Annotated in this window: 25 protein-coding genes; 9 read left to right on the top strand and 16 right to left on the bottom strand. The window is 66.1% G+C overall.

The window, feature by feature from the left end; all coding sequences use genetic code 11:
• Positions 1 to 63 precede the first annotated feature (63 nt).
• Together BM133_RS03155 and BM133_RS03150 are read right to left on the bottom strand one after the other, a co-directional pair.
• Positions 64 to 546, bottom strand: coding sequence for a Cif family virulence factor (locus BM133_RS03155; RefSeq protein WP_143100057.1), 483 nt, complete (start codon positions 544 to 546; stop codon positions 64 to 66).
• A gap of 16 nt (positions 547 to 562) precedes the next feature.
• Positions 563 to 1,015, bottom strand: a complete 453-nt coding sequence (locus BM133_RS03150) for a hypothetical protein (RefSeq protein WP_093431580.1) — start codon at positions 1,013 to 1,015, stop codon at positions 563 to 565.
• Positions 1,016 to 1,288: 273 nt separating this feature from the next.
• Between BM133_RS03150 and BM133_RS03145 the strand changes: the two genes are divergently transcribed.
• The 3 genes from BM133_RS03145 (at position 1,289) to BM133_RS34440 (ending at position 4,627) form a co-directional block, all read left to right on the top strand.
• Positions 1,289 to 1,798, top strand: coding sequence for a hypothetical protein (locus BM133_RS03145; protein ID WP_143100056.1), 510 nt, complete (start codon positions 1,289 to 1,291; stop codon positions 1,796 to 1,798).
• A 59-nt stretch (positions 1,799 to 1,857) separates the two neighbouring features.
• On the top strand, positions 1,858 to 4,098 hold the full coding sequence (locus BM133_RS03140) for an LVIVD repeat-containing protein (RefSeq protein ID WP_143100055.1): 2,241 nt from the start codon (positions 1,858 to 1,860) through the stop codon (positions 4,096 to 4,098).
• A gap of 217 nt (positions 4,099 to 4,315) precedes the next feature.
• Positions 4,316 to 4,627: a hypothetical protein gene (locus BM133_RS34440; protein ID WP_143100054.1), complete on the top strand. Its 312-nt coding sequence runs from the start codon at positions 4,316 to 4,318 to the stop codon at positions 4,625 to 4,627.
• On the opposite strand, the gene BM133_RS03135 is transcribed toward BM133_RS34440, so the two are convergent.
• The 6 genes from BM133_RS03135 to BM133_RS03110 all read right to left on the bottom strand — a co-directional run bounded on the left by BM133_RS03135 (position 4,579) and on the right by BM133_RS03110 (position 9,646).
• A complete protein-coding gene (locus BM133_RS03135; protein WP_093431575.1) occupies positions 4,579 to 5,991 on the bottom strand; it encodes a hypothetical protein in 1,413 nt (470 codons plus the stop codon). The two genes, BM133_RS34440 and BM133_RS03135, sit on opposite strands and share 49 nt — an antisense overlap.
• Positions 5,992 to 6,040: 49 nt before the next feature.
• Positions 6,041 to 6,394, bottom strand: coding sequence for a hypothetical protein (locus BM133_RS03130; RefSeq protein ID WP_143100053.1), 354 nt, complete (start codon positions 6,392 to 6,394; stop codon positions 6,041 to 6,043).
• A gap of 17 nt (positions 6,395 to 6,411) precedes the next feature.
• Positions 6,412 to 7,386 (bottom strand): tripartite tricarboxylate transporter substrate-binding protein, encoded by a 975-nt coding sequence (locus BM133_RS03125; protein WP_093431572.1) that lies wholly within the window; start codon positions 7,384 to 7,386, stop codon positions 6,412 to 6,414.
• Between the two features lie 151 nt (positions 7,387 to 7,537).
• Complete coding sequence (locus BM133_RS03120; RefSeq protein ID WP_093431570.1) at positions 7,538 to 8,140, bottom strand: shikimate kinase; 603 nt, start codon at positions 8,138 to 8,140, stop codon at positions 7,538 to 7,540.
• Positions 8,141 to 8,361: 221 nt separating this feature from the next.
• Complete coding sequence (locus BM133_RS03115) at positions 8,362 to 8,835, bottom strand: hypothetical protein (RefSeq protein ID WP_093431569.1); 474 nt, start codon at positions 8,833 to 8,835, stop codon at positions 8,362 to 8,364.
• Between the two features lie 91 nt (positions 8,836 to 8,926).
• Positions 8,927 to 9,646 (bottom strand): hypothetical protein, encoded by a 720-nt coding sequence (locus BM133_RS03110; protein WP_093435002.1) that lies wholly within the window; start codon positions 9,644 to 9,646, stop codon positions 8,927 to 8,929.
• 185 nt (positions 9,647 to 9,831) lie between these two features.
• On the opposite strand from BM133_RS03110, the gene BM133_RS03105 reads away from it, so the two are divergent.
• From BM133_RS03105 to BM133_RS03095, 3 genes are all read left to right on the top strand, one after another.
• Positions 9,832 to 9,993: a hypothetical protein gene (locus BM133_RS03105; protein ID WP_371286304.1), complete on the top strand. Its 162-nt coding sequence runs from the start codon at positions 9,832 to 9,834 to the stop codon at positions 9,991 to 9,993.
• 444 nt (positions 9,994 to 10,437) lie between these two features.
• Positions 10,438 to 10,707 carry a hypothetical protein gene (locus BM133_RS03100; protein WP_093431567.1) on the top strand — a complete coding sequence of 90 codons (270 nt, stop codon included), beginning with the start codon at positions 10,438 to 10,440 and terminating at the stop codon, positions 10,705 to 10,707.
• Between the two features lie 425 nt (positions 10,708 to 11,132).
• The gene (locus tag BM133_RS03095; protein ID WP_093431566.1) at positions 11,133 to 11,642 is read left to right on the top strand and encodes a DUF1993 domain-containing protein; all 510 of its coding nucleotides are present in this window, start codon (positions 11,133 to 11,135) and stop codon (positions 11,640 to 11,642) included.
• A 244-nt stretch (positions 11,643 to 11,886) separates the two neighbouring features.
• Here BM133_RS03095 and BM133_RS03090 read toward each other — a convergent pair whose 3' ends face one another.
• The 4 genes from BM133_RS03090 to BM133_RS03075 form a co-directional block, all read right to left on the bottom strand.
• On the bottom strand, positions 11,887 to 12,369 hold the full coding sequence (locus tag BM133_RS03090; RefSeq protein WP_093431565.1) for a GreA/GreB family elongation factor: 483 nt from the start codon (positions 12,367 to 12,369) through the stop codon (positions 11,887 to 11,889).
• A gap of 154 nt (positions 12,370 to 12,523) precedes the next feature.
• Positions 12,524 to 13,015, bottom strand: a complete 492-nt coding sequence (locus BM133_RS03085) for a hypothetical protein (RefSeq protein WP_256219039.1) — start codon at positions 13,013 to 13,015, stop codon at positions 12,524 to 12,526.
• Positions 13,016 to 13,023: 8 nt separating this feature from the next.
• Positions 13,024 to 13,449: a hypothetical protein gene (locus tag BM133_RS03080; RefSeq protein ID WP_093431563.1), complete on the bottom strand. Its 426-nt coding sequence runs from the start codon at positions 13,447 to 13,449 to the stop codon at positions 13,024 to 13,026.
• A gap of 213 nt (positions 13,450 to 13,662) precedes the next feature.
• Positions 13,663 to 14,568, bottom strand: a complete 906-nt coding sequence (locus BM133_RS03075; RefSeq protein WP_093431562.1) for a LysR family transcriptional regulator — start codon at positions 14,566 to 14,568, stop codon at positions 13,663 to 13,665.
• A gap of 92 nt (positions 14,569 to 14,660) precedes the next feature.
• On the opposite strand from BM133_RS03075, the gene BM133_RS03070 reads away from it, so the two are divergent.
• Positions 14,661 to 15,449: an NAD(P)H-dependent oxidoreductase gene (locus tag BM133_RS03070; RefSeq protein ID WP_093431560.1), complete on the top strand. Its 789-nt coding sequence runs from the start codon at positions 14,661 to 14,663 to the stop codon at positions 15,447 to 15,449.
• Here the strand turns inward: BM133_RS03070 and BM133_RS03065 are convergent, their stop codons facing one another.
• The 4 genes from BM133_RS03065 to BM133_RS03050 form a co-directional block, all read right to left on the bottom strand.
• Positions 15,450 to 17,546, bottom strand: a complete 2,097-nt coding sequence (locus tag BM133_RS03065) for an alpha/beta hydrolase domain-containing protein (RefSeq protein ID WP_093431559.1) — start codon at positions 17,544 to 17,546, stop codon at positions 15,450 to 15,452. It abuts the gene before it with no gap.
• A 62-nt stretch (positions 17,547 to 17,608) separates the two neighbouring features.
• Positions 17,609 to 18,574 carry a Bug family tripartite tricarboxylate transporter substrate binding protein gene (locus BM133_RS03060; protein ID WP_093431557.1) on the bottom strand — a complete coding sequence of 322 codons (966 nt, stop codon included), beginning with the start codon at positions 18,572 to 18,574 and terminating at the stop codon, positions 17,609 to 17,611.
• A 45-nt stretch (positions 18,575 to 18,619) separates the two neighbouring features.
• Positions 18,620 to 18,985 (bottom strand): AtuA-related protein, encoded by a 366-nt coding sequence (locus BM133_RS03055; RefSeq protein WP_093431556.1) that lies wholly within the window; start codon positions 18,983 to 18,985, stop codon positions 18,620 to 18,622.
• Entirely contained in the window at positions 18,982 to 20,373 is a 1,392-nt protein-coding gene (locus BM133_RS03050) for an acyclic terpene utilization AtuA family protein (protein WP_093431554.1), read from the bottom strand. Before BM133_RS03050 ends, BM133_RS03055 begins: the two co-directional genes overlap by 4 nt.
• Before the next feature lie 89 nt (positions 20,374 to 20,462).
• Between BM133_RS03050 and BM133_RS03045 the strand changes: the two genes are divergently transcribed.
• Both BM133_RS03045 and BM133_RS03040 read left to right on the top strand, forming a co-directional pair.
• The gene (locus tag BM133_RS03045; protein ID WP_093431553.1) at positions 20,463 to 21,374 is read left to right on the top strand and encodes a LysR family transcriptional regulator; all 912 of its coding nucleotides are present in this window, start codon (positions 20,463 to 20,465) and stop codon (positions 21,372 to 21,374) included.
• Between the two features lie 139 nt (positions 21,375 to 21,513).
• Positions 21,514 to 22,488, top strand: coding sequence for a Bug family tripartite tricarboxylate transporter substrate binding protein (locus BM133_RS03040; RefSeq protein WP_093431551.1), 975 nt, complete (start codon positions 21,514 to 21,516; stop codon positions 22,486 to 22,488).
• Positions 22,489 to 22,494: the final 6 nt, after the last annotated feature.

Below are 22,494 nucleotides of genomic sequence, written 5' to 3'. Positions count from 1 at the left end.
CGAGTTAACCGCTGGTGTTCGCATGGCGCGCGAAGGCCGCGGCCCGTCGTGGAACGAGCGGCGTCAGGGCGCCGCGACCCGCGGTGGCTGGGCCCAGGCCTTGTCGCTCGACCAGTGGAAGTGGACGATGCGAAAGCTCTCGCCGGCGCGGCGCACGATCGCCGTCTCCTGCATCACCTGGTCGATCGGCTTGCCATCGGGCAGCTTGCCGGTGACGCGGTAGGTGCTGAGCACCCAGCGCTCGTTGCCGCTGCCGCCCACGCGGCGGGCCTGCAAGGTCCAGTCGGAGACGGCGGCCATGTCGATGTCGCCCGGCAGATGGCTCAACGCATAGGCCTCGACCGTCGGGTCCGTGACGCCGAACTCGAACACCAGCAGCGAACGGTCCAGGTAGGAGAGCGCACCGCCCGTGTCCTTGCGCTTGAGCGCTGCGTGAAAGCCGTCTACCGCATCGGCCGGCAGCTTCACGGTCTGCGCCCACGCCGTGCCGGCCAGGGCCAGGCTTGCGGCGGCGAGCAGCAGGCGCGCACCGCGGTGCATCCTCATCTCCGCGCGCGGTGACTTACGCATTGGCATCGACCACCTTGGGGTCGATCAACTCGATGACGACGATGTCGCCCTCGGTCACGCCTTCCATCGAAGGATCGGTGTTGCGCACCGTCAGCTCGTCGGGCGTATTGCTCTTGAGCCACAAGGTCTTGCCGAACATCTTTCCCCGGATGAAGGTCAGCCGCCAGCCGCGCAATTCATTGCGCTTGGGCGCCACCATGCCCGGGCCTATCGGCTCGAAGCGCAGCGTGGAGATGCGGCCCGCCTTGCTGGCCTGGCCCACGCGGGTCACCTTGGCGGTGAAGCGCCGCACCGCGGGGTCGACCGCGTCGTGACCGGCGATCTGTATTCCATCGAGCCGCGCCGGATCGGCCGCGGCATGCAACGTGAGCAACGAGGCCGCGGCCATCACAGCGGTCATCACCGAGGCCCGCGCGCCGGCCAGCATCCATGTCGTCAGCAGCATCGCTGTCCCTTGCCTCATTGATTTGAAAGTCGGCGATGTTACCGACGCCGCGCGCGCGTGCAAGGGCACGGCAACGCATCGCGCGCAGCGTTCAAGCGCAAGGAAAGCGCCCCGCTTTCGCGCCGCAACGCCAGTGTCCGCGCGGCTTTGCGCGGAGCGCGTCACGTCGATTCATGCGCTCACCTGCGATGAACGAGTCAACCGTTGGTCATCTTCTGAAGCAGGGGATTCGCAACTAATCTCTCCGGCCACTCCACACCACATTCACCCGACATGCCGGCTTCCGTGACGCATCGCACCCGCTGGCTCTTGTGGCTCGGGACAGTGCTCGTCGTCGCGCTGGCAGCACCGTGGTGGTGGCCATCGTCCGATGACGCAGTGGTGCCCGTGCCGACTGCACCGACTCCACCGATCGCATCCGCGCCAGCTCCGGCGATCGCTCCGATGCCGATGCCGCAGGCCGCCAAGCCGCTCGACGCCGCACGCTCCACGTCGGCGCTCAAGCTCGTCGGCACGGTCGTGGCGGCCGATGGCGTCGACAGCTTTGCGCTCATGCGTCGCACGGCCGACGCGCAGTTGGTGCAGCTGCGCGTCGGCGCCCACGTCGAAGGCCTGACCGTCAGCGCGATCGGCGCCGACAGCGTCGTGCTGGCTGGCGCGGGGCAGGCCATCGTGATCGAAGCCGACCGGACCGTCGCAGTGCCGGCGCCCTCACCCGCTCCCCCTCATGCCCCGGACGTGGAACCGGCATGGGCGGGAGACCCCGCCCCTTTCGGACATTGAGGCGAAGACGCTCCCCCGCTCCCTGCTCCCCGTGTTTTTTTGACAGAGAAAGAAGAACCATGAAAAGAAGACAACCCTCCAAAGCCAACTTGTTGTTGGTGGCTGCGCTCTCCAGCGCGCTGCTGCTCGCCGCGTGCGGCGGCAGCAACGACGGCGGCGGCGCGCCGCCCATCATCATTCCGCCTGCGCAGCCACCGGCCGGCGTCGAGCAGCCACCGGCCGACACCACGCCCGTGGCCCAGGACTACGTGACACCGCCCAGGATCTGCGAGGCCGGGCTTGGCGACCAGGCAGAGCCGGGCGTCAATGGCCACATCCCCAAGTCGGCGATGTACGACGCAACCGCCAACCCCGATGGCTTCCAGGGCTACTGGTGCGGCGCAAGAAAGGTCGCCCAGCACACGCTGTTCGGCCGCGGCGCCTTCGGCGATTTGCAGATCAAGGCGAAGGGCACCACGCGCTGCGCCTATGCCTCCAATCGCGACGGCGCAGCGGGCGGCGATGCGGCGCTCACCACCGGCATCATCGTGTTCGACATGAAGACGCCCTCGAAAATGCAGGTCGTGTCCGCGAGCGGCGATACCACGGTCGTCGGCACCGCGCCGTCGGCCAGCGTCGCGGCAACGAGCACCAACAAGTTCGGCGAAGAGACCAGCGCCACCACCCCCGTCAACCCGAACGGGAAGATCTTGCGCACCCCCGCGGCGCTGGAGGCCTACTCGGGCCTGGAGCTCTCGGGCGACCTCCTGGTGGCCGGCTACAAGGACAACAAGATGGTGGACGTCTATGACGTCAGCGACTGCCTGCACCCCGTGCCGCTGAACGCGAGCTACCAGTCCTCCGGCGGCCACCACGACGGCTGGCTCTCGCCGGACGGCAAGACCTGGTATGGCGTGCCGTTCGGCACCACGGCCAAGGACGGCGGCACGACGCTCATCACGGGCGGCACCTCCCCCACGGACGAGAACTTCGCCAACTACACCATCGACAACAAGCGCGTCGACGTGCACATCACCAGCCTGGACGATCCGAAGAACCCGAAGCTGCTCCTGAGCTGGAACCGTTCGATGCTGCCCGACGAGGTGAAGAGCAACAAGAACTGGCGGATCATGGCGGCGACCAACGTGCATGACGTGAGCACCAACCCGGACGGCACGCGCATCTATCTGGCGGTGTACGGCGGTGGCGGCCAGGTGGCCGGCAACCTGCCGACCGCGAGCACGACGTTCTGGCGCGACCAGACCTGCGCCAACGGCCTGCTGGTCATGGACTCGAGCGACATCGTCAAGCGGGTGGCCGATCCGAAGCTGAAGTACGTGAGCTTCCTCTCGTGGTGCGACCAGCAGCCCAACCCCGAGTTCGAGCAAGGCGGCTATGCCCGGATGAGCTCGACCTCGGCGACGCACGCGACCGAGTGGGTGCGGCACGTCAACGGCAAGGAGTACATCGTCTCGACCGACGAGTCGTATGCCTTGACGACCAGCGACACCAACGGCCTGCCCAACCAGTGCAAGCAGCAGAGCTTCGGCCGCATGATCGACATCTCGGACGAGAAGAACCCCAAGATCGTCGGCACCTTCGAGCAGGATGCCAACAAGGCCAGCGTGTGCCCGACGCTGGTGGCGCAGGGCGGCAACGTGCCGATGGTTCACTACCTGAACTTCGACGACCGCAACAACATGCGCGTGGCGGTGTACGCGGCGGCCTCGGGCGGCATTCGCTTCGCCGACTGGACCGATCCGACGAGCCCGAAGGAAATCGGCTACTACGTCGCCCGGCGCAACACGCCCAGCAAGATGGACTTCTCGCGCCCCGACCCGCGCTACGACGCCGACAACTGCCTGTACTACACGGGCTGGAACCAGGGCGGACTGGTGTCGATCGAGCTGACCAACCCGCAGTACAACGCGTGCATGAGCCGCAGCGCGAGCGTCAAGGGGAAAGTGTCCACCGCGCAGGGTGACGTGACGGTCTCGCTGGAGGCCAGCCGCGGCAAGGACGGCCCCACCGCCAGCCTGAGCATCGATGGCGCAGGCAACAAGGTGCAGCTGACCTCGGTGACGCGCCTGGGCTCGGCCATCGATGCGGATGGCGCGCAGGTCACGGCGACGAAGAACTCGGTGCAGATCGACGGTGCCGGCACCTTCAACGACCAGCCGGCGAAGTTCCGCCTTCAGGTGACCGACAACGGCGCGAACAAGGGCTTCTTCTCGTTGACCTGCACCGAGGGCTGCTCCTTCACGACCAATGGCTATCTCCAGGCCGGCGGGAAGCTGGCGGTGGCGAATGTGAAGAGCTGATCCACACCTCGCTCGGGTCGTCTTGACGACCCGACCCCCAAGCCCCCGGCTCCTGGCGAGTCGGGGGCTTTTCTTTTGGCTCCAGCCGGTTCGCAGACCTTGTCGCGAGCCTTGTCGACAACCGAGGCTCGCTGCTCACGCTTCATGCCGCGGCCGCCCCTTCCCCGCTCGATGGCATGCGGCTCGCCGACCACGAACCGCTCGTGCAGTCGATGGCTTGCATGCGGCGCCCAAGGGCGAGGACATGGCCGGTGCGCTATCCCATCAAGACCATGCACTGGTGGTGTTCGAGTTCGGCAACGCGAGCCCGAAGCTCCAGGCCCGTGCGATGAGCCATTTGCCGGGCGATATCGACATGGCCGCCATCGACGATTGGAGTTCGAAGACCCGGCAACGCGCGCGGGTGCCGAGCAGCTGCCGCGTCAGCGGCAAGCCGCCCCAGCTGCAGCGCGATCGATCAGTTGATGCCGGAGACGGCGATCAGCCCACGATGGGCTGCGCCATGATCCAAAGGCTCAGGCTCGTATAAGCCACCATCAGCGCGAGCATCGGCACTTGGCTCAGCAACGCCGCACGGTGGCTCGCGAAGCGGCGCGTCGCCTCGATGTGCGCGACGATGACTGCCAGCACATGGCCGACGACGATCAGCGTGACGGCCGTGTACCAGTACCCGGCCGGGCTCACGATGCCCAGGTTGACGGCCTGCCCGCGCGTGCCGAACAGGTTCCAGCCCCAGCCGAACGGGTCCGACGCGAGCGGGACGATGAACTGCCCCGTGGTCAGTAGCAGCGATGCGTAGTGCGCGAGGTGGTAAGCCACGGCGATCGGCACCAGGCTCCAGACCATCGCGTTCAGGTCCGCATGCGCCGAGCTGCCGGCCAGGCGCAGCATGCACGCGCTCACGACGCGAAAGATCAGCATGAAGGCCAGCGGAAACAGCAGCAGCACCACGGTGTTGAGCCACTGCGTCTCGTCCATGCCGGTCGCGGATGAAAGCGCGAACAGCGCCTCGGCCACCGGGCGCGCGGTCTGCGCGGCGGTGCCGATGCTGTCCATCAGCGGCGTTTCGTGCAAGCCGTCGAAGGTGACCGTGGCGAGCATCAAGAGCACGAACGCGGCGACCGAATTGGGCACCGCTCCCTCTGTCAGCAAACCGGCCGCGTAAGGACGCAGGCGCAAGCGCGCGGGCTCGGTGGGCGTCGCGCTGCGCAGCTCGAGCGGCGCGAAGCGGCCGAGCACGCGGAACACCATCGCGAAAGCATCGGCCTTGCTGCGCCACACCTCCACGCCGAACAGCAGCATGCCGCACCAGCTCAACGCCGCGTAGGCCAGCAAGGCGGAGGCGAGCGCGCGGGGCACGTCCTTGTCCTGCCAGACCAGCTCGGCCCATGCGAAGGCGAAGAACAGAATGACCGCGGGCCATGCGCCCAGCCACGATGGCCACGGCAAGCCGAGCGATTCGCGCCGGCCGATCAGGCGGGCGGCCGCGCGGTACACCGTGGGCAGCGGATCGACGACTTCCCACAGGTCGCCGACGAGCGCGCAGAAGAACGCCATGCCGACCCACCACAGCACCCAGACCATCGTGACGATCAGGTTCGCATACGCATCGTCGTTGCCGAGGAAGCCGGTGGCCAGCGTCAGCGCGAACACCGCGCAGCTGAAGACGCGCAGCACGACCGCGAGCGGATGCGCGATGCGGCGCAGCGCCGCGAACTGCAGCAGGTCGACGCTGCGCAGGAATGCCGCGCCGAAGTCGCGCCGCCGCGCGAACAACGCGAGCGCCACGAAGGTCAGCACGAGCGTCGCGCCCGCCCCCGTGAGCCAGAGCCACAGCGGAAGCGGCAGGTCGAAGCGCTGGCCGAAGCCATGCGCGTTGGCGCGTCCGGTCACGCACGCCGCGGCAAAGCCGAAGGCGGATCGAAAGGAGTTCAGAGCGCGCCTATGGGTGGACTTCGATGAACATCACCGCGCGGTGATTGCCTGCCCCGCTGCGATGCTCGTGCACCGGAAAGCGCCCCGCCAGGTCGGCCTTGAAGGCCATCAGCGCGGGCGCGGGCGGCACCACCTTCGTCTCGATGTCGTAGCCGTGCAGGTGCAGCACCAGGGGCTGGTCGCTCACCACGCTCACCTGCACCTGGTCGCCCTGCTTCACTTTCAGCGTGTCGTCGCCCTTGATGCGGCCGCCCACGAGTTCGATCGAGAACTTCGGCGAGGCGGCCAAGGCGGCGCCCGCGAACGGCGCCAGCACAGCCAGCGCTAGAAGCTGCACCCGGAGGCGATTCGGATTCGTCATGACGTTTTTCATGCGCATCACTCCGCGGTCTGCCCGGCCGCCTTGATGACCGCGCCCCACTTCTGGATCTCGGCCTCGACGAACTTCTTGTGCTCCGGCCCGTTGACCCGCGCGTCGCTGATGATGACCGCGCCCAGGCCCTCCTGGCTCTTGACGAAGGCCGGGTCTTTCAGCGCCACCTTCAGCGCCGCGTTGAGCTTGTCGGTGATCGCCTTGGGCGTGCCCTTGGGTGCGAAGAGGCCGTGCCAGATGCTCACGTTGAAGCCCTTCAGCCCGCTCTCGTCCAGCGTCGGCAGCGCGGCCAGCGCGGGCGTCTTCAGGCGCTTTTGCGTCGTTACCGCATAGGCGCGCACCATGTCGCCTTCGATCTGCGCGGTGGTGTTGGTGGTCTGGTCGCACATCACGTCGACCTGGCCGCCGATGAGGTCGGTCATCGCCGGTGCGGTGCCCTTGTAGGGGATGGTCTGCACCTCGAGCTTCAAGGCGTTCTGCAGCATCAGCCCGCACAGGTGCGAGGCCGAGCCGATGCCGGCGTTGGCCAGGTTGGTCTTGCTGGCATTGGCTTCGAGCCACTTGCGCAGCTCGGCGAAGTTGGTGGCGGGCAGCGTCTTCTTGCTGATGACCGTCATCGGCACCTCGTTGATGAGGCCCAGGTACTCGAAGCCGTTGAGCGTGTCGTAGGGGAGCTTGCGGTACAGCGCGGGCGAGGTCGCCATGCTCACGTGGTGCAGCAGCAGCGTGTAGCCGTCATTGGCCGCGCGCGCCGCCTTGGCCGCGCCGAGCGTGCCGCCCGCGCCGCCGCTGTTGTCCACGGCGATGGCGACGTTGCCCAGCTGTTTGCGCATCGCCTCGGCGAAGTCGCGCGCCACCTTGTCGGTCGGCCCGCCGGCGGCGAACGGCACCACGAGCGTGATCGGCTTGTCGGGATACTCGGCGAAGGCAGGGAATGCGGCGATGGCCGAGATCGCGATCGCAAGGAGGCGCTTCTTCATTGAATTCTTTGTCTCGAAGGATAGGAAGCCGAAAATCCTATCGATCGCCTGCGCCAGGTAGAAGATGCCTGGTTGTTAAGGCAGTCACTTTAGGTGAACGCTGCGGGCCGATGCGAGTTGCTTGCGCAGTGACGGGGCGGCAGATGTGCTCTCATGTGGGTCGTGTCGAAGGTCTGCTGACGACCGACTGCATGTGCTCGCCAGCAAGCGTCGACAACGTCGATCTCGCGAAGCGCTCGACCTCCGAAGCGATCTGCATTGGTGAGCTGTCGCTTCGAAAACGGGTGCATTGGAGTGCCATGAAAAGCGGGAACCGCTCCCGTATGCGTTGCTCCTCTCGCGCGCTGTTGCCCGCCAGATAAGGCCGTGCGAGCTGCCTCTTGACGATCGTTTCAACGCAGGGCTCCAGCTCGAATGAAGGCAGGAGCAGCGCGGTGAGCGGGTTCGCTTCTATGTCGCGCCGCACTGTCGCGTACCCCGGATCGATGTCCGCCGCGTAGGCCATGAAGCCCGAAGACAGTGCCAGGACGGTCGGCACATTCGCTGCCTGCCTGAGTGCGAGGTAGACCGACAGATTGCGCCGCGCGTAGCCTTCATGGCCGTGGGTGCCAATGCACTGCGCAATGTCTCCCTCGCTGCGCATGAACTCCGCGTCGAGGTCGAGAAACCGCCAGTTCAGCAGAGCCCCCAGCAAGGGCCCCACCGAGGTCTTGCCCGAGCCACCCGGGCCAACGAGATGAAGGATGGTGGGCATGGCGTGCAAAGTAAAAGGCCAACGTGCAGCTGCAGAACGCGTGCTCAGGGCGAGATCGAAGTCGCCATGGTGGCTTGAGTCATGGCAGTGGCCCATGCACCGTCGATGCGCTTGCAGCCGCCACCGTGATGCAGCCCCGCCCGCAGCGCACGGCGCACACCAGCAAGGTGGCGCCGCGGTTGATCGGGCGCGCATTGCGCAGTGCTCAAGTCGTCGACTTCTTACCGATAGGCGTCGCACAACGCCAGATACTCGTCACCCGAAATCTCCAGCGCCGTGGCGCGGCGCAGCACGCGCGCCTGCGGCTTGGGCAGGTCGGTCTTGATCTGGATCTGCTTGCCGATGGGGATGCCCATGTAGTTCTGGTTGACCCAGATGTTCTCCACGATGTTGGGCCACGGCAGCAGCATGCCGTTCTCCAGGGTCAGGCCCTGGTGGCCGATCACGAACGCGGGCTTTTCGATGTTGCGCAGCGTGCTCAGGCACTTGAACGTGAGCCAGGCCGTGAGCAATGCAAAGCCCGCGGCGATGAGGATGCCGCTGTTCTTGTCCTGCGCGCGGATGCACAGCACCGCCAGCACCACGGTCACTGCCGCCCACAGCACCGTGCCCGCAATGAGCCGCGAACGGGAATAGAAAACGGGGCGGTCCTGGCGGGTCTTTTCTTGTTGGGCGGCGGAGCTGTAGATTTCCATTTGACTGATGCGCTGTGAGCGTGTGTTGGCGTGGTTGAAAAAAGCGGAAAGAAAAAGAGGAAGAAAAAGAGGAGGAAGAAGAAGAAAAAAATCAGTGCGTGGGCAGGCGCTGCATCAGGCAGGCCATCAGCACGGGCTCGTTGTCGATCTTGGAGCGGTCGATCTTTCGGGACTTGCCCTGGGCGACGATGACCAGGTGCTCGTCCACCTCCATGCCGTCCTCGTCGGACTGCGTGCGGATGGTGTCGATGCTCGACCACGCAATCAGCTGCCCCTTGTGCACCAGGCCTTCGGCTTGCAGGCCGAGCGCACCGAACTTCACGGTTTCGCCGGCGTGCAGGCGACGCTCGACGTCGCGCGCCATCGTGGCGCCGACGGCCTCTTCGATGGCGGCGAGCAGCGCATCCGGCGCGTCCCACAGGTTCAGGCGCAGGCGCAGCGTCTTGCCGTCGCGGGTATCGAGCAGCACGTGGTTGCGGTTGTGGCGGTGGCGAAAGCGCGTGACGTCTGCGAAGGCAAGCGTGCGATCGCCCAGCCGCAGGCCTTGCGCGCCCACCGTCATTTGCGCCGGCGTGCGCAGCCATGCGAAGAAGTCGCTGCCCTGCCAGAAGATCAGATAGATCGCCGAGGGAACGGCCAGAAAGAGAACGACGATCGCGCCCTTGTGGTGAATGAACGCTGGTGTGATGAGGTACGGAAGGATGTAGACCTTGATCGGCACCAGCATCATCGCCAGGAAGACATAGAGGGCGGCAAGACCGCCGAGCACGCAATAGAAGGAGTAGCGAGGAAAGATTCTGGCGTGGCTCATGGACATGGGTCGGGCCCGACGCAAAGACAACTGGCGATGCAAGCAGTGCGGGCAAGGAGAAAATGCAACCGCGCACCATACCAGCGCAATGTGGCTTCACGAGGCTTGGCGTCTCAATCTATGCCCCATTCTTCGAATGAAAAAAGAACCTCGCACAAAAGGTTGAGCCAAAAGATTTAAGTTTCTTGCTGGCCGGCCCGCGGCACCTCGCAGTGCTGCCGGTGCTGCTCGGAAAAGGCGAGGCGCTGTTGGCGGGGCTGGACCTGCCGGCGCTGGGCTACAGCTGCGAACGGCAGGTAGCGGGCGAGCGCGCTACGCACATGTTCCTGCGCCGCAACGCGGCTTGATGTGGGGAGAGGCGGCGCCAAAGTCGCTCGCCTGAAAACGCAAGCGCGGTGTTCGAGGACTGCGGCGCTGCGAACGCATCTGCACACTTGCGCCGAGCCACTCGCGCAGTCACCGATGCGCCGCCTCGCGATGCCGCAGCTCGTGCCCCAAAGTGATGAAGTGAAACCTGCGCGATTCGAGACTTACTAGCGCATTCAGTTTCCCTGCCCGCGCTGACTCTCTCTAAAGTGGATGGCCCCGTCACTCAACGACCCACTCTGTGGGCAAGGAAGGCATCACACGCAACAGCACCTGGTTGGATGAACCGCACCGCTTCGCGGCGGGCTTCTGTGCGATGCGCATGGAGGCGAACGCGAAGCAGAAAGGCGACGGTCGGGGGAGGTTCAGACCCCCGACCGTCTGACCACATGACGTGCCAATACTTTGGAAAGCGAGCACACCACATGGCTAGACGAACTATAGCCCGGCCTCCCACGCCGGTACTTCCCGACGCCCCGGCCCTCACGGACGGGCCCAGCGCATCGGATCTTCTCGAAAACAAACTGGCGCAGTTGAAGTCGCTGCTGTGGTGCTGCCACGGCGAAGGCATCGATTGGTCTGGAGGGCCCGCGCCGGGGCATCTGGAGAATGTGATCTGGATTGCGGCTGAGATGGTGGATGCGGCGGTGGAGCTGCATCAGCAGTGCGCCAGCGCGTATCTCTTGCGAACCTGATGCGGGTTGGCTGAACCTCGGAATGAGGTTCGGCGCGTGCGCGGCAATGGGGTGCCGTGCCAATCGATCACCGACGATTGAAGCAGCGATGCGAGCGCGTATCTCGGCATCGCTGCTTGTTCTGAATGTGAGTCAGAGGGCTTGGCTCCGTCGAAGGCGATAGGCGGCCGAGTGTTGACGTAAAGGCTCGATTCAAGAAGTCGGCTGTGCAGCGATCGCGGTCTGTCGTGCGTCTGCAATTGACGTCCGCTTCTTGCCAGTGAACTGCCCTTCAACGCGGCTGCTCCGACTACCAGCGGAAAGAAAAGCTGGCCACAAACGCCGAGGCGATTCAGTTCGCCCTGTGCTGTTAGCCTTACATGGTCGGCAGAACCTCTGCCACGCCAACTCCGGCCATCGCGCCCAATTTTAAAAGTGAACTCACTATGACCAGCCCGCTGTACAACGCCTCCGTTCCCGTCCTGCAGCAGATGCTGCACGCCCTGTCCGACGTGCTCAAGAAGGCCGAAGACCACGCGACGCAAAAAAATATCGATCCCAATGCGCTGCTGCAGGCGCGGCTGTTCCCTGACATGTTTCCGCTGGTACGTCAGGTACAGATCGCCGCAGACTTCTCCAAGGGCATTGCCTCCCGCCTGGCTGGTGCCGAGGTGCCGTCCTGGCCCGACACCGAGGTCAGCTTCGCCGACCTGCAAGCGTTGATCGCCAAGGCTCTGGCCCATATCGGCTCCTTCAAGTCTGAGCAATTTGATTCAAGCGAGAGCCGCGAGATCGTATTGCGCCCCGGCACCCCCAAGGAAAAGAAGCTGACCGCAGGCGCATACCTTCTGCACTATGGGCTGCCGCAGTTTTTCTTCCACGTGACCACCACCTATGCCATCTTGCGCCACAACGGTATCGAGATCGGCAAGCGCGACTACATGGGTGCCTACTGACCCAAGACAGACAGGAGTCCAGCCACTCTGGGCACCCCGCCGCTCGATAGCAATGCAGCGGTTGCTGCCGGTGATATCGGCCTCCTGAGTTCACGGTCTTGGCCACGCAGCGGTCATTCATGCGCCAGTGTTATCTCGACCAGTGGCCGGTTTAAGTACTGCTGACCTTGCTAGCCAGTCGGTACGTTCACGACGCCTGCACATCTGCTGACCTCGGCCAATTCGGCGTGAACTTGCTTGCGGCTCAAAGAACCCGCAGCACCTCAAACTGCTGTCGGGTTAGAGCCACCTGTAGTGACACCTCATCACCCTCGCATTTGCCCAGCATGGCCCTGCCCAAAGGTGCTTCGCTGCTGATGACCTGAACAAGCTGAGCGCCGCTGGCCAGCTTCATGCTGCCGCCATCCGGGCCGAGAAAGAGCTGTTGCTGCTTGTCGTCGGAATCGACCAGGCAGACCAGCGAGCCGAGCTGTATGCCTTTGATGGCGTCGTAGGGACGCGGGCGGAATCGGCGCCAGTTGGCCATCGCCTGGCGTATGGCTTCGGCGCGCCGAGCTTGGCCAGTGGCCAGGTAGGCGGCTTCGAGTCCCAATGTGTCGTATTTGTTTTCGGCGATGTTTTCTTCGTGAGTCGCCGTTTCATGGGCCGCCCGCACTGCCTGCTCGGCTTGCAGCAGGTCTTCGGCGAGCCGTTCCAGCACCTGCTGTTGCAGCAAGAATTTATCCATGACGAAAGGTCGGCATCTCGAACAAGCGGGGGGTAGGTTTTGATTATGAAGGGCTCCAGAAGCCTTCGACGCTTCTGTTGGCTGCAGGTTAACTTCAGCTATGGGGCCGTTGCAGCCGGTCGTCTTCTACAAAGCGGACCGTCGGCAGAGTGCGCTATTCCGTGGAGTAGCGAAACACGCCCAAGAATATTGGGTCAACGGCGATGGGCCTTATCACCCTTTTTGGTGCATAGGCAAAATCGAACTGAACAGTTATCCAGCGCGCCTCTGAAAGCTTCCGGTTCTCTGCCGCTCTCACGGCCGCGGCTGCGAAACTGGCAGCGCACGAAATCTCCTCAAGCAGGCGCTCCACCTTTGTCAGCTCGAACGAAAAGCAGTTCGCTTCTTGCTCGTCCAGGCTGTAGTAGCCGACTCCGCAAAGATCTTGCAGGACATCGATCGATTGATCGACATCTTGTGAGTATCCAAGCCAGATTGACACTTCGCCTGGACTTCTGAAGTCCTGCGTATAGAAGTCTTCGTCTTCGGAATAGTCGCGGCGTGGCATGAGGATGTGAGGAGCTGGAGAAATACGGGTGAATGTCCGAAATTGGCCGACTGTAGCCGAAGCACTAGCGATCAATTCCAGGCCTGCAACGGTCTTCACCGTCGCTGTCAAACTAGCGTCAAGCTGGGCTCAGACTCAACAAACCAGCGCTCGATGAATTTTGAGAACGTGCCATCGTCATCTGGCTCGAAGCGCCCGCTCAAGCTGTCGACGCTGCCGAAAATTGTGCCCTCGTTCCGGAACTGAAAAGCCTCTTGTCCGCCGGCAAAGTCATCGCCGATCAGAACGACATCTCGCAAACCGCCTGCGGTGACTTGATCAAAGACGAACGAGGGGTCCACTGGCCCTCCATAGACCGAATATCGAGCGTCTCCGATCGCGCCGAAACCAACCTCGCAGAGGAACTGAACGTAGTCACTGGGCAGCTTCGGATATTCAGCAAGGAGGGCCGCTTTTCGCTCGTCCGTGATCATCTGAAGCGTCGATTCAGGGTAGTGATCTACGAGGTACTTGCGCAATTCGTTGTGTGTCATGAATGACTCGATTGAGGGCGAGGACCGCTTTTGCCCAGACTCTGCTTGCCCCGCGGACGTCCGGTTGTGGCCGATAGTACCCGTTCGCGAGAGCTCACCGAACGTCAACACTCAGTCTAAAGCTGACGCCAAAACATCAGGCAGGCGTGTGCTCGTGGTTCACCGCGATCGGATGCATATCACTCGAGGATCTACGCCCGCGCCAAATCGCACTCACCTCGCCCCTGCACAACTCCCCGCAATCCACTCCCTAACCCACCGATGCCCCGCATCCCGATGCCGCCGCTCATGCCACAGCATCGCCATCTCATACCCCGGCACCTCCAGCGGCGCCTCCACCACCCGTAGTCCCGCCGCGCCACGCGCCAGCCGCTCAGGCAGCATCGCCACCATATCGGTCTGCGCCAGCACCGACATCATGAAAAGAAAGTGCGGCACCGACAGCGCCACGCGCCGCGTCAAGCCCATCTGCGCCAGCGCATCGTCCGTCGGCCCAGCGAACCCGCCACCGGCCAGCGACACCACCACATGCTCCAGCGCGCAGAACTGCGCGAGCGTCGGCCGGCGCTTCAACCGCGGATGCCCCGCCCTCCCCGCCAGCACATAGCGCTCGTTGAACAGCACCCGCCGATGCAGCCCCGGCGGTGCCCCCACGCTCGTGTGAAAGAACAGGTCGATCTCCCCATGCTCCAGCTGCCGCGCCATGCGCGAGGGCACCGCCTCCACCACGGCCAGCCGCGTGTTGGGCGCTGCCTTGCGCAGGCCCGCGAGCGCGGGCAGCAGGATCGCCGACTCCGCATAGTCGGCCGCGGCCACGCGCCAGGTGGTGGTCGCCTCGGCGGGGTCGAAGGGCTTGGTGGGCGCCACCGCGCGGCCCAGTGATTCCAGCGCTTCGCGCAGCGGCCCCCGCAATTCGTCGGCGCGCGCCGTGGGCCGCATGCCGCGCTGCGCGGGCACCAGCAGCGGATCGGCAAAAGCCTCGCGCAGCTTGGCGAGCTGCACGCTCACCGAGGGCTGCGAGAGGTTCAGGCGCTCGGCGGCGCGGGTGACGTTGCGCTCGGCGAGCAGCACGTCGAGCGTGATCAACAGGTTGAGGTCGAGGCGGCTGAAATTGTTCATGGCAATGGCTGGAATTCGAACTATTCATTTCCAATATATCGCCTCGGCTCCTAACCTGCGTGCATGTTCCTCATTCCACAGGTAATTGCATCGTGAAAGTTCTCCTCGTCCACGCCCACCCCGAAGCCCGTTCGCTCAACGGCTCGCTGAAAAACTTCATGGTCGAGCGCCTCACACAAGCCGGGCACGAGGTGCGCGTGTCCGATCTCTACGCGATGCAATGGAAAGCGCCGCTCGATGCGGCGGACTTCGCGCATGTCGAGCCCGGGGCGCACTTCGATCCGGTGCTCGATTCGCAGCGCGCGTTCGAGGGCGGCACGCAGCCGGGCGACATCGCCGGCGAGCAGGCCAGGCTGCTGTGGGCCGATGCGGTGATCTTCCAGTTTCCGCTCTGGTGGTACTCGATGCCCGCGATCCTCAAGGGCTGGGTCGAGCGGGTGTACGCCTATGGCTTTGCCTACGGCGTGGGCGAGCACTCCGACACGCACTGGGGCGACCGCTTCGGCCAGGGCGTGATGGCGGGCAAGCGCGCGATGCTGGTGGTCACCACCGGCGGCTGGGCGCCGCACTACGGCCCGCGCGGCATCAACGGGCCGATGGACGAGCTGCTGTTTCCCATCCACCACGGCATCCTCTACTACCCGGGCTTCGATGTGCTGCCGCCCTTCGTGGTGCACCGCACGGGCAAGGTCGATGACGCGGCCTATGCGCGGATCACCGAAGACCTCGGCGACCGGCTCGATGCGCTGTGGACGACGGCGCCCATCGCGTTCCGGCCGCAGAACGCGGGCGACTACGAGATCCCCGCCCTCACCCTGCGGCCCGACATTGCGCCGGGCCGCACGGGGTTCGCGGCGCACGTAGCGAACGCGGCGGAATGACTAGGGCAGCACGGGGTTGGCGGCCGCGTTCGCGATCGCCGCATCGGCATCCACGCGCAGCATGAAGCGCCTGGCCACGAGGTCGTTGGCCGCGCTGGTCACGGCTGCGACGTAGCCCGCCTGGTCGGTGTAGCGCTCTTGCAGCGAGAGCCGCGTGTCCGTCGTGCCCGCGCGCTGCGCGGCCGTCTTCACGAATGGAAAGTACGCGCCGAAGAGGCCCGCCTGGTCGATGGTGCCGGGCTTGTTGGTGTAGTTCCAGCCGGTGTTGGTGCCCACGGGCACGGCCACGTCGAGGCTGCGGATGCCGGCGATGTCGTTGCCGTCCGCATCCACCTGCGGCACGAGGATCGCGTAGTCGCGGCCCAGGTACGCGGGCGGCACCTGGGTGGCGATGCCGGTCTCGTCCTGCGGGCGGTAGGTGGGACCCCAGTCGAGCAGCGAGAAGGTGTTGACCAGGCCCGTGTAGTTGGCGCCCGGAATGGCCGGGAACTTGACCTGCGCGGGGCGCACGAGCGTGGCGTCCGCGAGCTTGGGCACCTGGTTGTCGGGCGGCGCGGTGCCGCTCACGACCCATTCCTCGAGGTTCTGGTAGAGGGCGCGCACGACGGGTATGACGGCCGCGTTCGCGTTGGTTGTATAGAGCGCGCCGGCGCTCGCGCCCGGCAGCGATGCAAGGCCCAGCAGGTGGTGCGTGCTCGCGTAGTAGTAGATGCGGGCGTTGGCCGGCTGCACGAGGTCGGTGGTGCCCCACGCATCGGTCAGCAGCGGCGAGCCCTGCAGCACGTAGAACTCGGTGCCGCTGAAACCGATGAAGAGCTTGGGGCAGGTGCCGCTCGCCTCGCAGCGCGAGAGGATGCCGCCGCGCCGCTGGGCCACGTCGTCCACGTAGTCCTTCGAGAGGCCGCGCGTGCCGGCCTGGCCGAAGGCCGTGTGGTCGCTGCGCACGCCGCCGCCGCCACCGGGGATCGAGAAGCGCATGTTGATGTTGGTCTGCCGCGCCGCGATCTGCGCGAACACGCCGTCGAACACCTTCTGCCCCGCGCGGTCCTCGTTGAAGCCCAGGTGCACGAAGGTCTTCATGAAGTTGCCGCACTGCGAGACGCCCGATGCGATGGTGTTCTTGATCGCCGCAGCCACGGGATTGGCGGTGCCCGCCGCATCGCTCGCATCGCGATGGAAGAAGGTGATCATGTCGCGCAGCGCCGCAAGGCCCAGGCCCATCACCTTCGGGTCCTTCGCGATGTAGACCAGCTCGTACATGTAGGCCGGGTCCCATTTGTCCTTCAGGCACACGTTGGTCTCGTCGGGCGTGCCGGGGAACGGTGCGCCCGCGCCGCACTTGGCGAACTTCCAGTCGCTCGCGGGAATGAGCTGGCGCGCATCGCCCTCGTTGATGCGGCGGGTGAGCACGTAGCCGGACCGGGTGTTGTCCAGGCTCGCGGTCGCGTAGGCCTGCATCGCCGCGTTGAACGGGCCACCGGGCAGCGGCAGCGAATCGTTCGTCGCCACCGTGGGCAGCAACTCGGCGCGGTAGGTGCCGGTGATGCTGCTGCCATCGGCGTTCTTCGCGACCGGCACGTTGAGCGTGAGCTTGCCGGCGGCTGCGGGCACGTCGCCTTGCCATGCAGCGGTGAGGAACACGTAGCCGCGCGAAGCGAAGTACGGATCGAGGGCCACGATGTTGCCGCGGTTGGGCGCGTCGTAGCGCAGCACGCCGCTGGCCTTGCCCATGTCCTTGGGCTTGAAGAGCACGAAGTCCGACGTGTACTCGACCTTGCCGTTGGCGTTGAGCGGCGCGAGCTGCAGGTCTTGGATGATCGCGTTGCGCGCGTCCTTCGGGTCGACCTCGCCGGTGAAGGTGCCGCTGATCTTCTCGTAGGCGCCCACCGCGCCGAAGGTGCCGGGCACGTCTTCGGTCTTGGCGATGGCGAGCTTGAATTTCGGCGCGGTGGCGGCCGGGGGTTGTGTGACGGGTGGCGGCGTGCCGGTGACGGGCGGCAGCACGAAGCCCCCGCCTCCACCGCCGCTTCCGCCGCAGGCACTCAGAAAAAGGGCGGCCGAAGCCACCGTGGCAGCCGCAAGGCTCCATCGTTTCATGGTTTGTCTCCTGTTGTGGTGTTCTGTATTCCGCGGCGCCGATCCCCGCTACGGCGCGCAGTTCACTCGGCTTCGATGCCGGCGGCCTTCACGATGCGGCCCCACTTCTGCGATTCGCCGGCCTGGAACCTGGCCAGTTCCTCGGGCGAGGTGGTGAACACCTCGGTGCCGGTCGGTTCGTAGAAGCCGGTCTTCGCCGACTCGCTCTTCGCGGCCTTCACGAGCAGTTCGTTCAGGCGCTTGACCACGGCGGGCGGTGTCTTGGCGGGCGCGTAGGCCGCGAACCAGTAGCCCATCTCGTAGCCCTTCACGCCGGCCTCGGAAATGGTGGGCACGTCGGGCGCGAGCGGCGAGCGGCTGGCGCTGGACATGCCCAGCGCGCGCAGCTTGCCGCCCTTGACTTGCGGCAGGCCCGTGGCGGTGTCGGTGATCATCATGTGGATCTGCCCGCCGAGCAGGTCGGTCACGGCCAGCGTGTTGCTCTTGTAGGGCACGTGCAGGAGCTTGATGTCGGCCATCTGCTGCAGCAACTCGCCCGCCATGCGGCTGGATGAACTGCCGCTGCCGAAGCTGTACTTGCCCGGCTCCTTCTTCGCGAGCGCGACGAACTCGGCCACGGTCTTGGCGGGGAACGAGGGGTTCACCACCATGATCTGCCCGCCCTTGCCGAGCGCGGCGATGGGGGCGAAGTCTTTCACCGGGTCGTAGGGGAGCTTCTTGAACAGGTGCTCGTTGGCCGCGTGCGTGGTGTTGGTGGTGATGAGCACGGTGTAGCCATCGGCCGGCGCCTTGGCCACGTTCTGTGAGGCGATGAAGCCGCTCGCGCCCGCCTTGTTGTCGATGATGACGGGCTGCTTGGTCTCGGCCGTGATGGCGTTGCCGAGCGCACGCGCGATCTGGTCGGTGGCGGTGCCGGCCGCGAAGGGCACGACGAAGGTGATGGACTTCTCGGGGAAGGCCTGCGCGTGGCCCAACAACGGGGCCAGCGCGAGTGCCGTGGTCAGTACGGCGAGGGGGAATCGTTTCATTGTTTTGTCTCCGGATGGATGAGTAGGAAAAATGGAGCGGCGCCGCTACGGCCCTGCAAGCAACGGTTCAAGCGCGCGCGGTATCTGGATCGGCATGTCGAGCAGCAGGAACGAGAGTGCCTTGCCATGCGCATCGAGGTTCAGCGCATCGTTCACGCCGCCGTCGAGCACCGCATCGAGCACGAAGTTCATCGCGTGCAGCCTGGGCAGCACGAAGCGCTGCACGTGCGATGGCGCGCGGTGGCGGAACTGCGCGGCCACGCGCTCGGGCGTGAGCTGGTCGAGCAGCAGCGGGTAGAACTCGGCGCGCCATGCGATCACGCTGATGTTGGAGCGGTCGCCCTTGTCGCCGGTGCGGCCGTGCGCGGCGCGGTAGAGCGGGACTTCGATCATGTCGTTTGTCGTGTTCATGCCAGCGCCTTCGCATCGAGCAGTTCGAATCGCACCGGCACCGAGTCGCGCGGCAAGAGGCACGAGAGCGTGTTGAGCCGCGGCGTGAGCGCGGTGCGCACGCCGCCGCCGCCCGCGGGGCCGCAGGTGTAGAGCGCCATCACCTCGCGCGCCAGGCGCTCGGCCTGTGCACGGTCGGCGTGCGTGGCGGCGACGCGCAGGCGCACGTCGCGCAGGCCCGTGTCAGGTGTGTCTGCGAGCGCGCGACCGGCGTCGTCGCCGAGGATGCTCAGCGCGCCGATCAGGTCCACGCGCAGCGCGAGGCCGTCGAGCCGCTTGCGCAGCACGTCCGCCGCGAGCCGGGCGCGGGCTTCGGCGCGCGGGCCGGCATAGGAGATTTCGCCCTCGGCGAGCCAGCCACCTTCGTGGCAGACGTTGACCTTGTAGTGGCTCGGCCGCGCATGGCCGCGCGCGCCCGAAAGTTCGACGCGGTCCTTGCCGGGCAGCGCACGCACTTCGGCATCGGCGATGTCGGCGACCACGTCGGGCGTGAGGTAGGCGCTCGGGTCGTGCACCTCGTAGAGCAGTTGTTCCTTCACCGTGGCCTCGCTCACGAGGCCGCCGGTGTGGTCGGCCTTGCCGATGGTGCAGTGGCCGTCGGCGTCGATCTCGGCGATCGGAAAGCCCACGGTTTCCAGGCCCGGCACGTCCTTGTAGCCGGGGTCGGCGAAGTAGCCGCCGCAGACCTGCGCGCCGCATTCGAGCAAGTGGCCCGCCATGGTCGCGCGGCCTAGGCGGTGCCAGTCGTCGGCGCGCCAGCCGAAGTGCGACAGGGCCGGGCCGACGGTGAGCGAGGGGTCGGCCACGCGGCCGCACACGACGATCTGCGCGCCCGCATCGAGCGCGGCGGCAATCGGCTCGGCGCCGATGTACGCATTGGCGCTGACGATGCGCAAGCCCTCGACCTGCGCGCCCAGCACCTCTTTGAGCAACGCACGGTGTTCTTCGCCAGACAGGTCATCGCCCTCCACCACCGCGATGCGCGGCGAAGCGGCACCCAGCTCGCGCGCCATGCGGGCGATGTGCCGCGCCGCAGCACGCGGATTGGCCGCGCCGAAGTTGCTCACGATGCGAATGCCGTGCGCAAGGCAACGTGCCAGCACCGGCCGCAGCATCGCATCGAGCAGCGGTTCGTAGCCGGCCTCGGGGTTGTCGCGGCGGCGCAGTTGCGCGAGGGCCAGCGTGCGTTCGGCCAGCGTCTCGAAGATCAGGAAGGCGCGCTGCCCGGCGGGGCCATTGGCGAGCCGGGCGATCAGCGTCTCGACCACCGGCCCGGCCGCATCGGTGCGGTCGCCGGAGAAGCCAGCCGCGCAGCCGATCAGCAAAGGGGGCAGTGATTGGGTATTCATCGAGGTGCAATGTAGGCAAATGGATGTGATCCGTAAAATCGAAAATCCGGATCGATTGATCTGTATTTCAAATAACAAGGCCCAGAGACATGAGAAAGACGCCCGACCTCTCCACGCGGCAGCTGCGCGCCTTTCTCGCGCTGGCCGAGCACCGCAGCTTCACGCGCGCGGCGCAGGCCAGCCACCTGTCGCAGCCGGCGTTCAGCGCGCTGATCCGCACGCTCGAAGACGCCATCGGCACGCGCCTCTTCGACCGCGACACGCGCAGCGTGCAGCTCACGCCCGAAGGCCGGCTGTTCGAGAGTTCGGCGCGCCGCCTGCTCGACGACATGGGCAGTGCCATGGGCGACCTGGCCGACCATGTGGAGCGCCGCAAGGGGCGCGTGCGCATCGCTGCCCTGCCCTCGCTGGCCGCGGGCTGGCTGCCGGCGGTGTTCGCGGAATTCATGCAGACGTGGCCCGGCATCCGCATCGACCTGGACGATGCGCTGTCGGACGCCTGCGTGGCGCTGGTGCGCAGCGGCCAGGCCGACTTCGCGCTCGCGGCCTCGGGCGCGGCGGCCGACAGCGACCTGCGCGCGCGCAAGCTCTGCACCGATCGCTTTCACCTCGTGTGCCGCGCCGACCATCCGCTCGCGCACGAGGCGCGCCTCACGGTCAAGAAGATCGCGCCGTACCCCTTCATCCAGATGGCGCGCAACAGCAGCGTGCGGCAGGCGCTCGATGCGGCGCTGCACCCGCTGCGGCTGAACGCGGTGTTCGAGGTGGAGCACCTGGCCACGGTGATGGGCCTCGTGGAGGCCGGGCTCGGCATCAGCGTGGTGCCGGCGCTCACGCTCTTTCACTTTCGGCGCGAGACGCTGGTGACGCGGCCACTGCCCTTGCCGGCGCTCACGCGCACGCTGTATCTCGTGCAGCGGCGCGAGGGCAGCCTGTCGGTGGCGGCGCAGACGCTGCATGACCTTGTCGTTGCGCGGCTCGGGTCGCTGCGGCTGGACTGAGTCTGCAAACCGGCGCCATGCCGGATCGCTATATCTCCCAGTGCGCACACGATATTGCCCCGCGGCCGGCGAGCGGGAATAGTGCGGCATCGCGGCGCGAGACCGCACGGACTGCCCTACACACCTTCCCAGGAGACCCATGAGACATTCCCGCCGCAGCTTCGTCAGCCTGATGCTGACCCTGGCTGCCAGCCCCGCCGCCTTCGCAGCGCCCCGGCCGCTTTCCTCCCGCCCCATCCGCCTGGTCGTGCCCTTCGGCGCGGGCGGCGTGGCCGACCTGGTTGCGCGCAGCGTCGCGCAGAAGATGTCCGAATCGATGGGCCAGAGCATCGTCGTGGACAACAAGCCCGGCGCCGGCGGCGTGGTGGCATCGGACACCGTGGCCAAGGCGCCGGCCGATGGGCACACGCTGCTCCTCATGTCCAACGCCAACGCGGTGAGCGTGGGCCTTTTCAAGTCGCTGCCCTACGACACGGTGAAGGACTTCGCGCCGGTCTCGATGCTCGGCTACTTCGACATGGCGATCCTCGCGCCGGGCAACGGCAAGTTCAAGACGCTGGCCGAGCTGGTGGCCTACGCCAAGGCCAACCCCGGCAAGCTCAACATCGGCACCATCAACGTCGGGAGCACGCAGCACCTGGCGGGCGAACTGCTCAAGACGTCGCTGGGCATCGATGCGCAGGTGGTGCCCTTCAACGGCACGCCGGCCGTGGTGACCGCGCTGCGCGGCAACCAGGTCGATGTGGCGGTGGAGATTCTTCCGCCGGTGCTCTCGCAGATCGAAGGCAAGGCGCTGCGTGCGCTGGCCGTGATGGGCGAGAAGCGCGCGAGCGGCCTGCCCGATGTGCCGACCGTCGCGGAAAGCGGCACGCCCGGTTTCCAGGTCGCCTCTTGGAACGCGCTGGCCGCGCCCGCCGGCACGCCGCCCGAAGTGATCGCGCGGCTGAACCAGGAAGCGCTCGCCGCACTCGCTTCACCCGAGGTGAAGAAGCGGCTGCAGAACCTGGGCGTGGAGCCGCGCGGCAGCACGCCGCAGGAACAGGCGCGGCTGCTGGAGAGCGAAATCAAGCGCTGGTCGGGCGTGATCCAGCGCGCCGGCATTCCCAAGCAATGAGCCCCG

The organism is Variovorax sp. 770b2 (genome assembly GCF_900115685.1).
GTDB lineage: Bacteria > Pseudomonadota > Gammaproteobacteria > Burkholderiales > Burkholderiaceae_C > Variovorax.
This window is presented reverse-complemented; position numbering and strand designations above follow the sequence as displayed.

What these genes read in the sequence shown, in the direction of transcription:
- BM133_RS03120 (WP_093431570.1), bottom strand. Translation starts at nt 8,140, where the DNA reads ATGCCCACCATCCTTCATCTCGTTGGCCCGGGTGGCTCGGGCAAGACC.
- BM133_RS03045 (WP_093431553.1), top strand. Translation starts at nt 20,463, where the DNA reads ATGAGAAAGACGCCCGACCTCTCCACGCGGCAGCTGCGCGCCTTTCTC.
- BM133_RS03145 (WP_143100056.1), top strand. Translation starts at nt 1,289, where the DNA reads ATGCCGGCTTCCGTGACGCATCGCACCCGCTGGCTCTTGTGGCTCGGG.
- BM133_RS03090 (WP_093431565.1), bottom strand. Translation starts at nt 12,369, where the DNA reads ATGGATAAATTCTTGCTGCAACAGCAGGTGCTGGAACGGCTCGCCGAA.
- BM133_RS03080 (WP_093431563.1), bottom strand. Translation starts at nt 13,449, where the DNA reads ATGACACACAACGAATTGCGCAAGTACCTCGTAGATCACTACCCTGAA.
- BM133_RS03050 (WP_093431554.1), bottom strand. Translation starts at nt 20,373, where the DNA reads ATGAATACCCAATCACTGCCCCCTTTGCTGATCGGCTGCGCGGCTGGC.
- BM133_RS03150 (WP_093431580.1), bottom strand. Translation starts at nt 1,015, where the DNA reads ATGCTGCTGACGACATGGATGCTGGCCGGCGCGCGGGCCTCGGTGATG.
- BM133_RS03055 (WP_093431556.1), bottom strand. Translation starts at nt 18,985, where the DNA reads ATGAACACGACAAACGACATGATCGAAGTCCCGCTCTACCGCGCCGCG.
- BM133_RS03100 (WP_093431567.1), top strand. Translation starts at nt 10,438, where the DNA reads ATGGCTAGACGAACTATAGCCCGGCCTCCCACGCCGGTACTTCCCGAC.
- BM133_RS03075 (WP_093431562.1), bottom strand. Translation starts at nt 14,568, where the DNA reads ATGAACAATTTCAGCCGCCTCGACCTCAACCTGTTGATCACGCTCGAC.
- BM133_RS03110 (WP_093435002.1), bottom strand. Translation starts at nt 9,646, where the DNA reads ATGAGCCACGCCAGAATCTTTCCTCGCTACTCCTTCTATTGCGTGCTC.
- BM133_RS03115 (WP_093431569.1), bottom strand. Translation starts at nt 8,835, where the DNA reads ATGGAAATCTACAGCTCCGCCGCCCAACAAGAAAAGACCCGCCAGGAC.
- BM133_RS03060 (WP_093431557.1), bottom strand. Translation starts at nt 18,574, where the DNA reads ATGAAACGATTCCCCCTCGCCGTACTGACCACGGCACTCGCGCTGGCC.
- BM133_RS03140 (WP_143100055.1), top strand. Translation starts at nt 1,858, where the DNA reads ATGAAAAGAAGACAACCCTCCAAAGCCAACTTGTTGTTGGTGGCTGCG.
- BM133_RS03130 (WP_143100053.1), bottom strand. Translation starts at nt 6,394, where the DNA reads ATGACGAATCCGAATCGCCTCCGGGTGCAGCTTCTAGCGCTGGCTGTG.
- BM133_RS03095 (WP_093431566.1), top strand. Translation starts at nt 11,133, where the DNA reads ATGACCAGCCCGCTGTACAACGCCTCCGTTCCCGTCCTGCAGCAGATG.
- BM133_RS03065 (WP_093431559.1), bottom strand. Translation starts at nt 17,546, where the DNA reads ATGAAACGATGGAGCCTTGCGGCTGCCACGGTGGCTTCGGCCGCCCTT.
- BM133_RS03155 (WP_143100057.1), bottom strand. Translation starts at nt 546, where the DNA reads ATGAGGATGCACCGCGGTGCGCGCCTGCTGCTCGCCGCCGCAAGCCTG.
- BM133_RS03125 (WP_093431572.1), bottom strand. Translation starts at nt 7,386, where the DNA reads ATGAAGAAGCGCCTCCTTGCGATCGCGATCTCGGCCATCGCCGCATTC.
- BM133_RS03040 (WP_093431551.1), top strand. Translation starts at nt 21,514, where the DNA reads ATGAGACATTCCCGCCGCAGCTTCGTCAGCCTGATGCTGACCCTGGCT.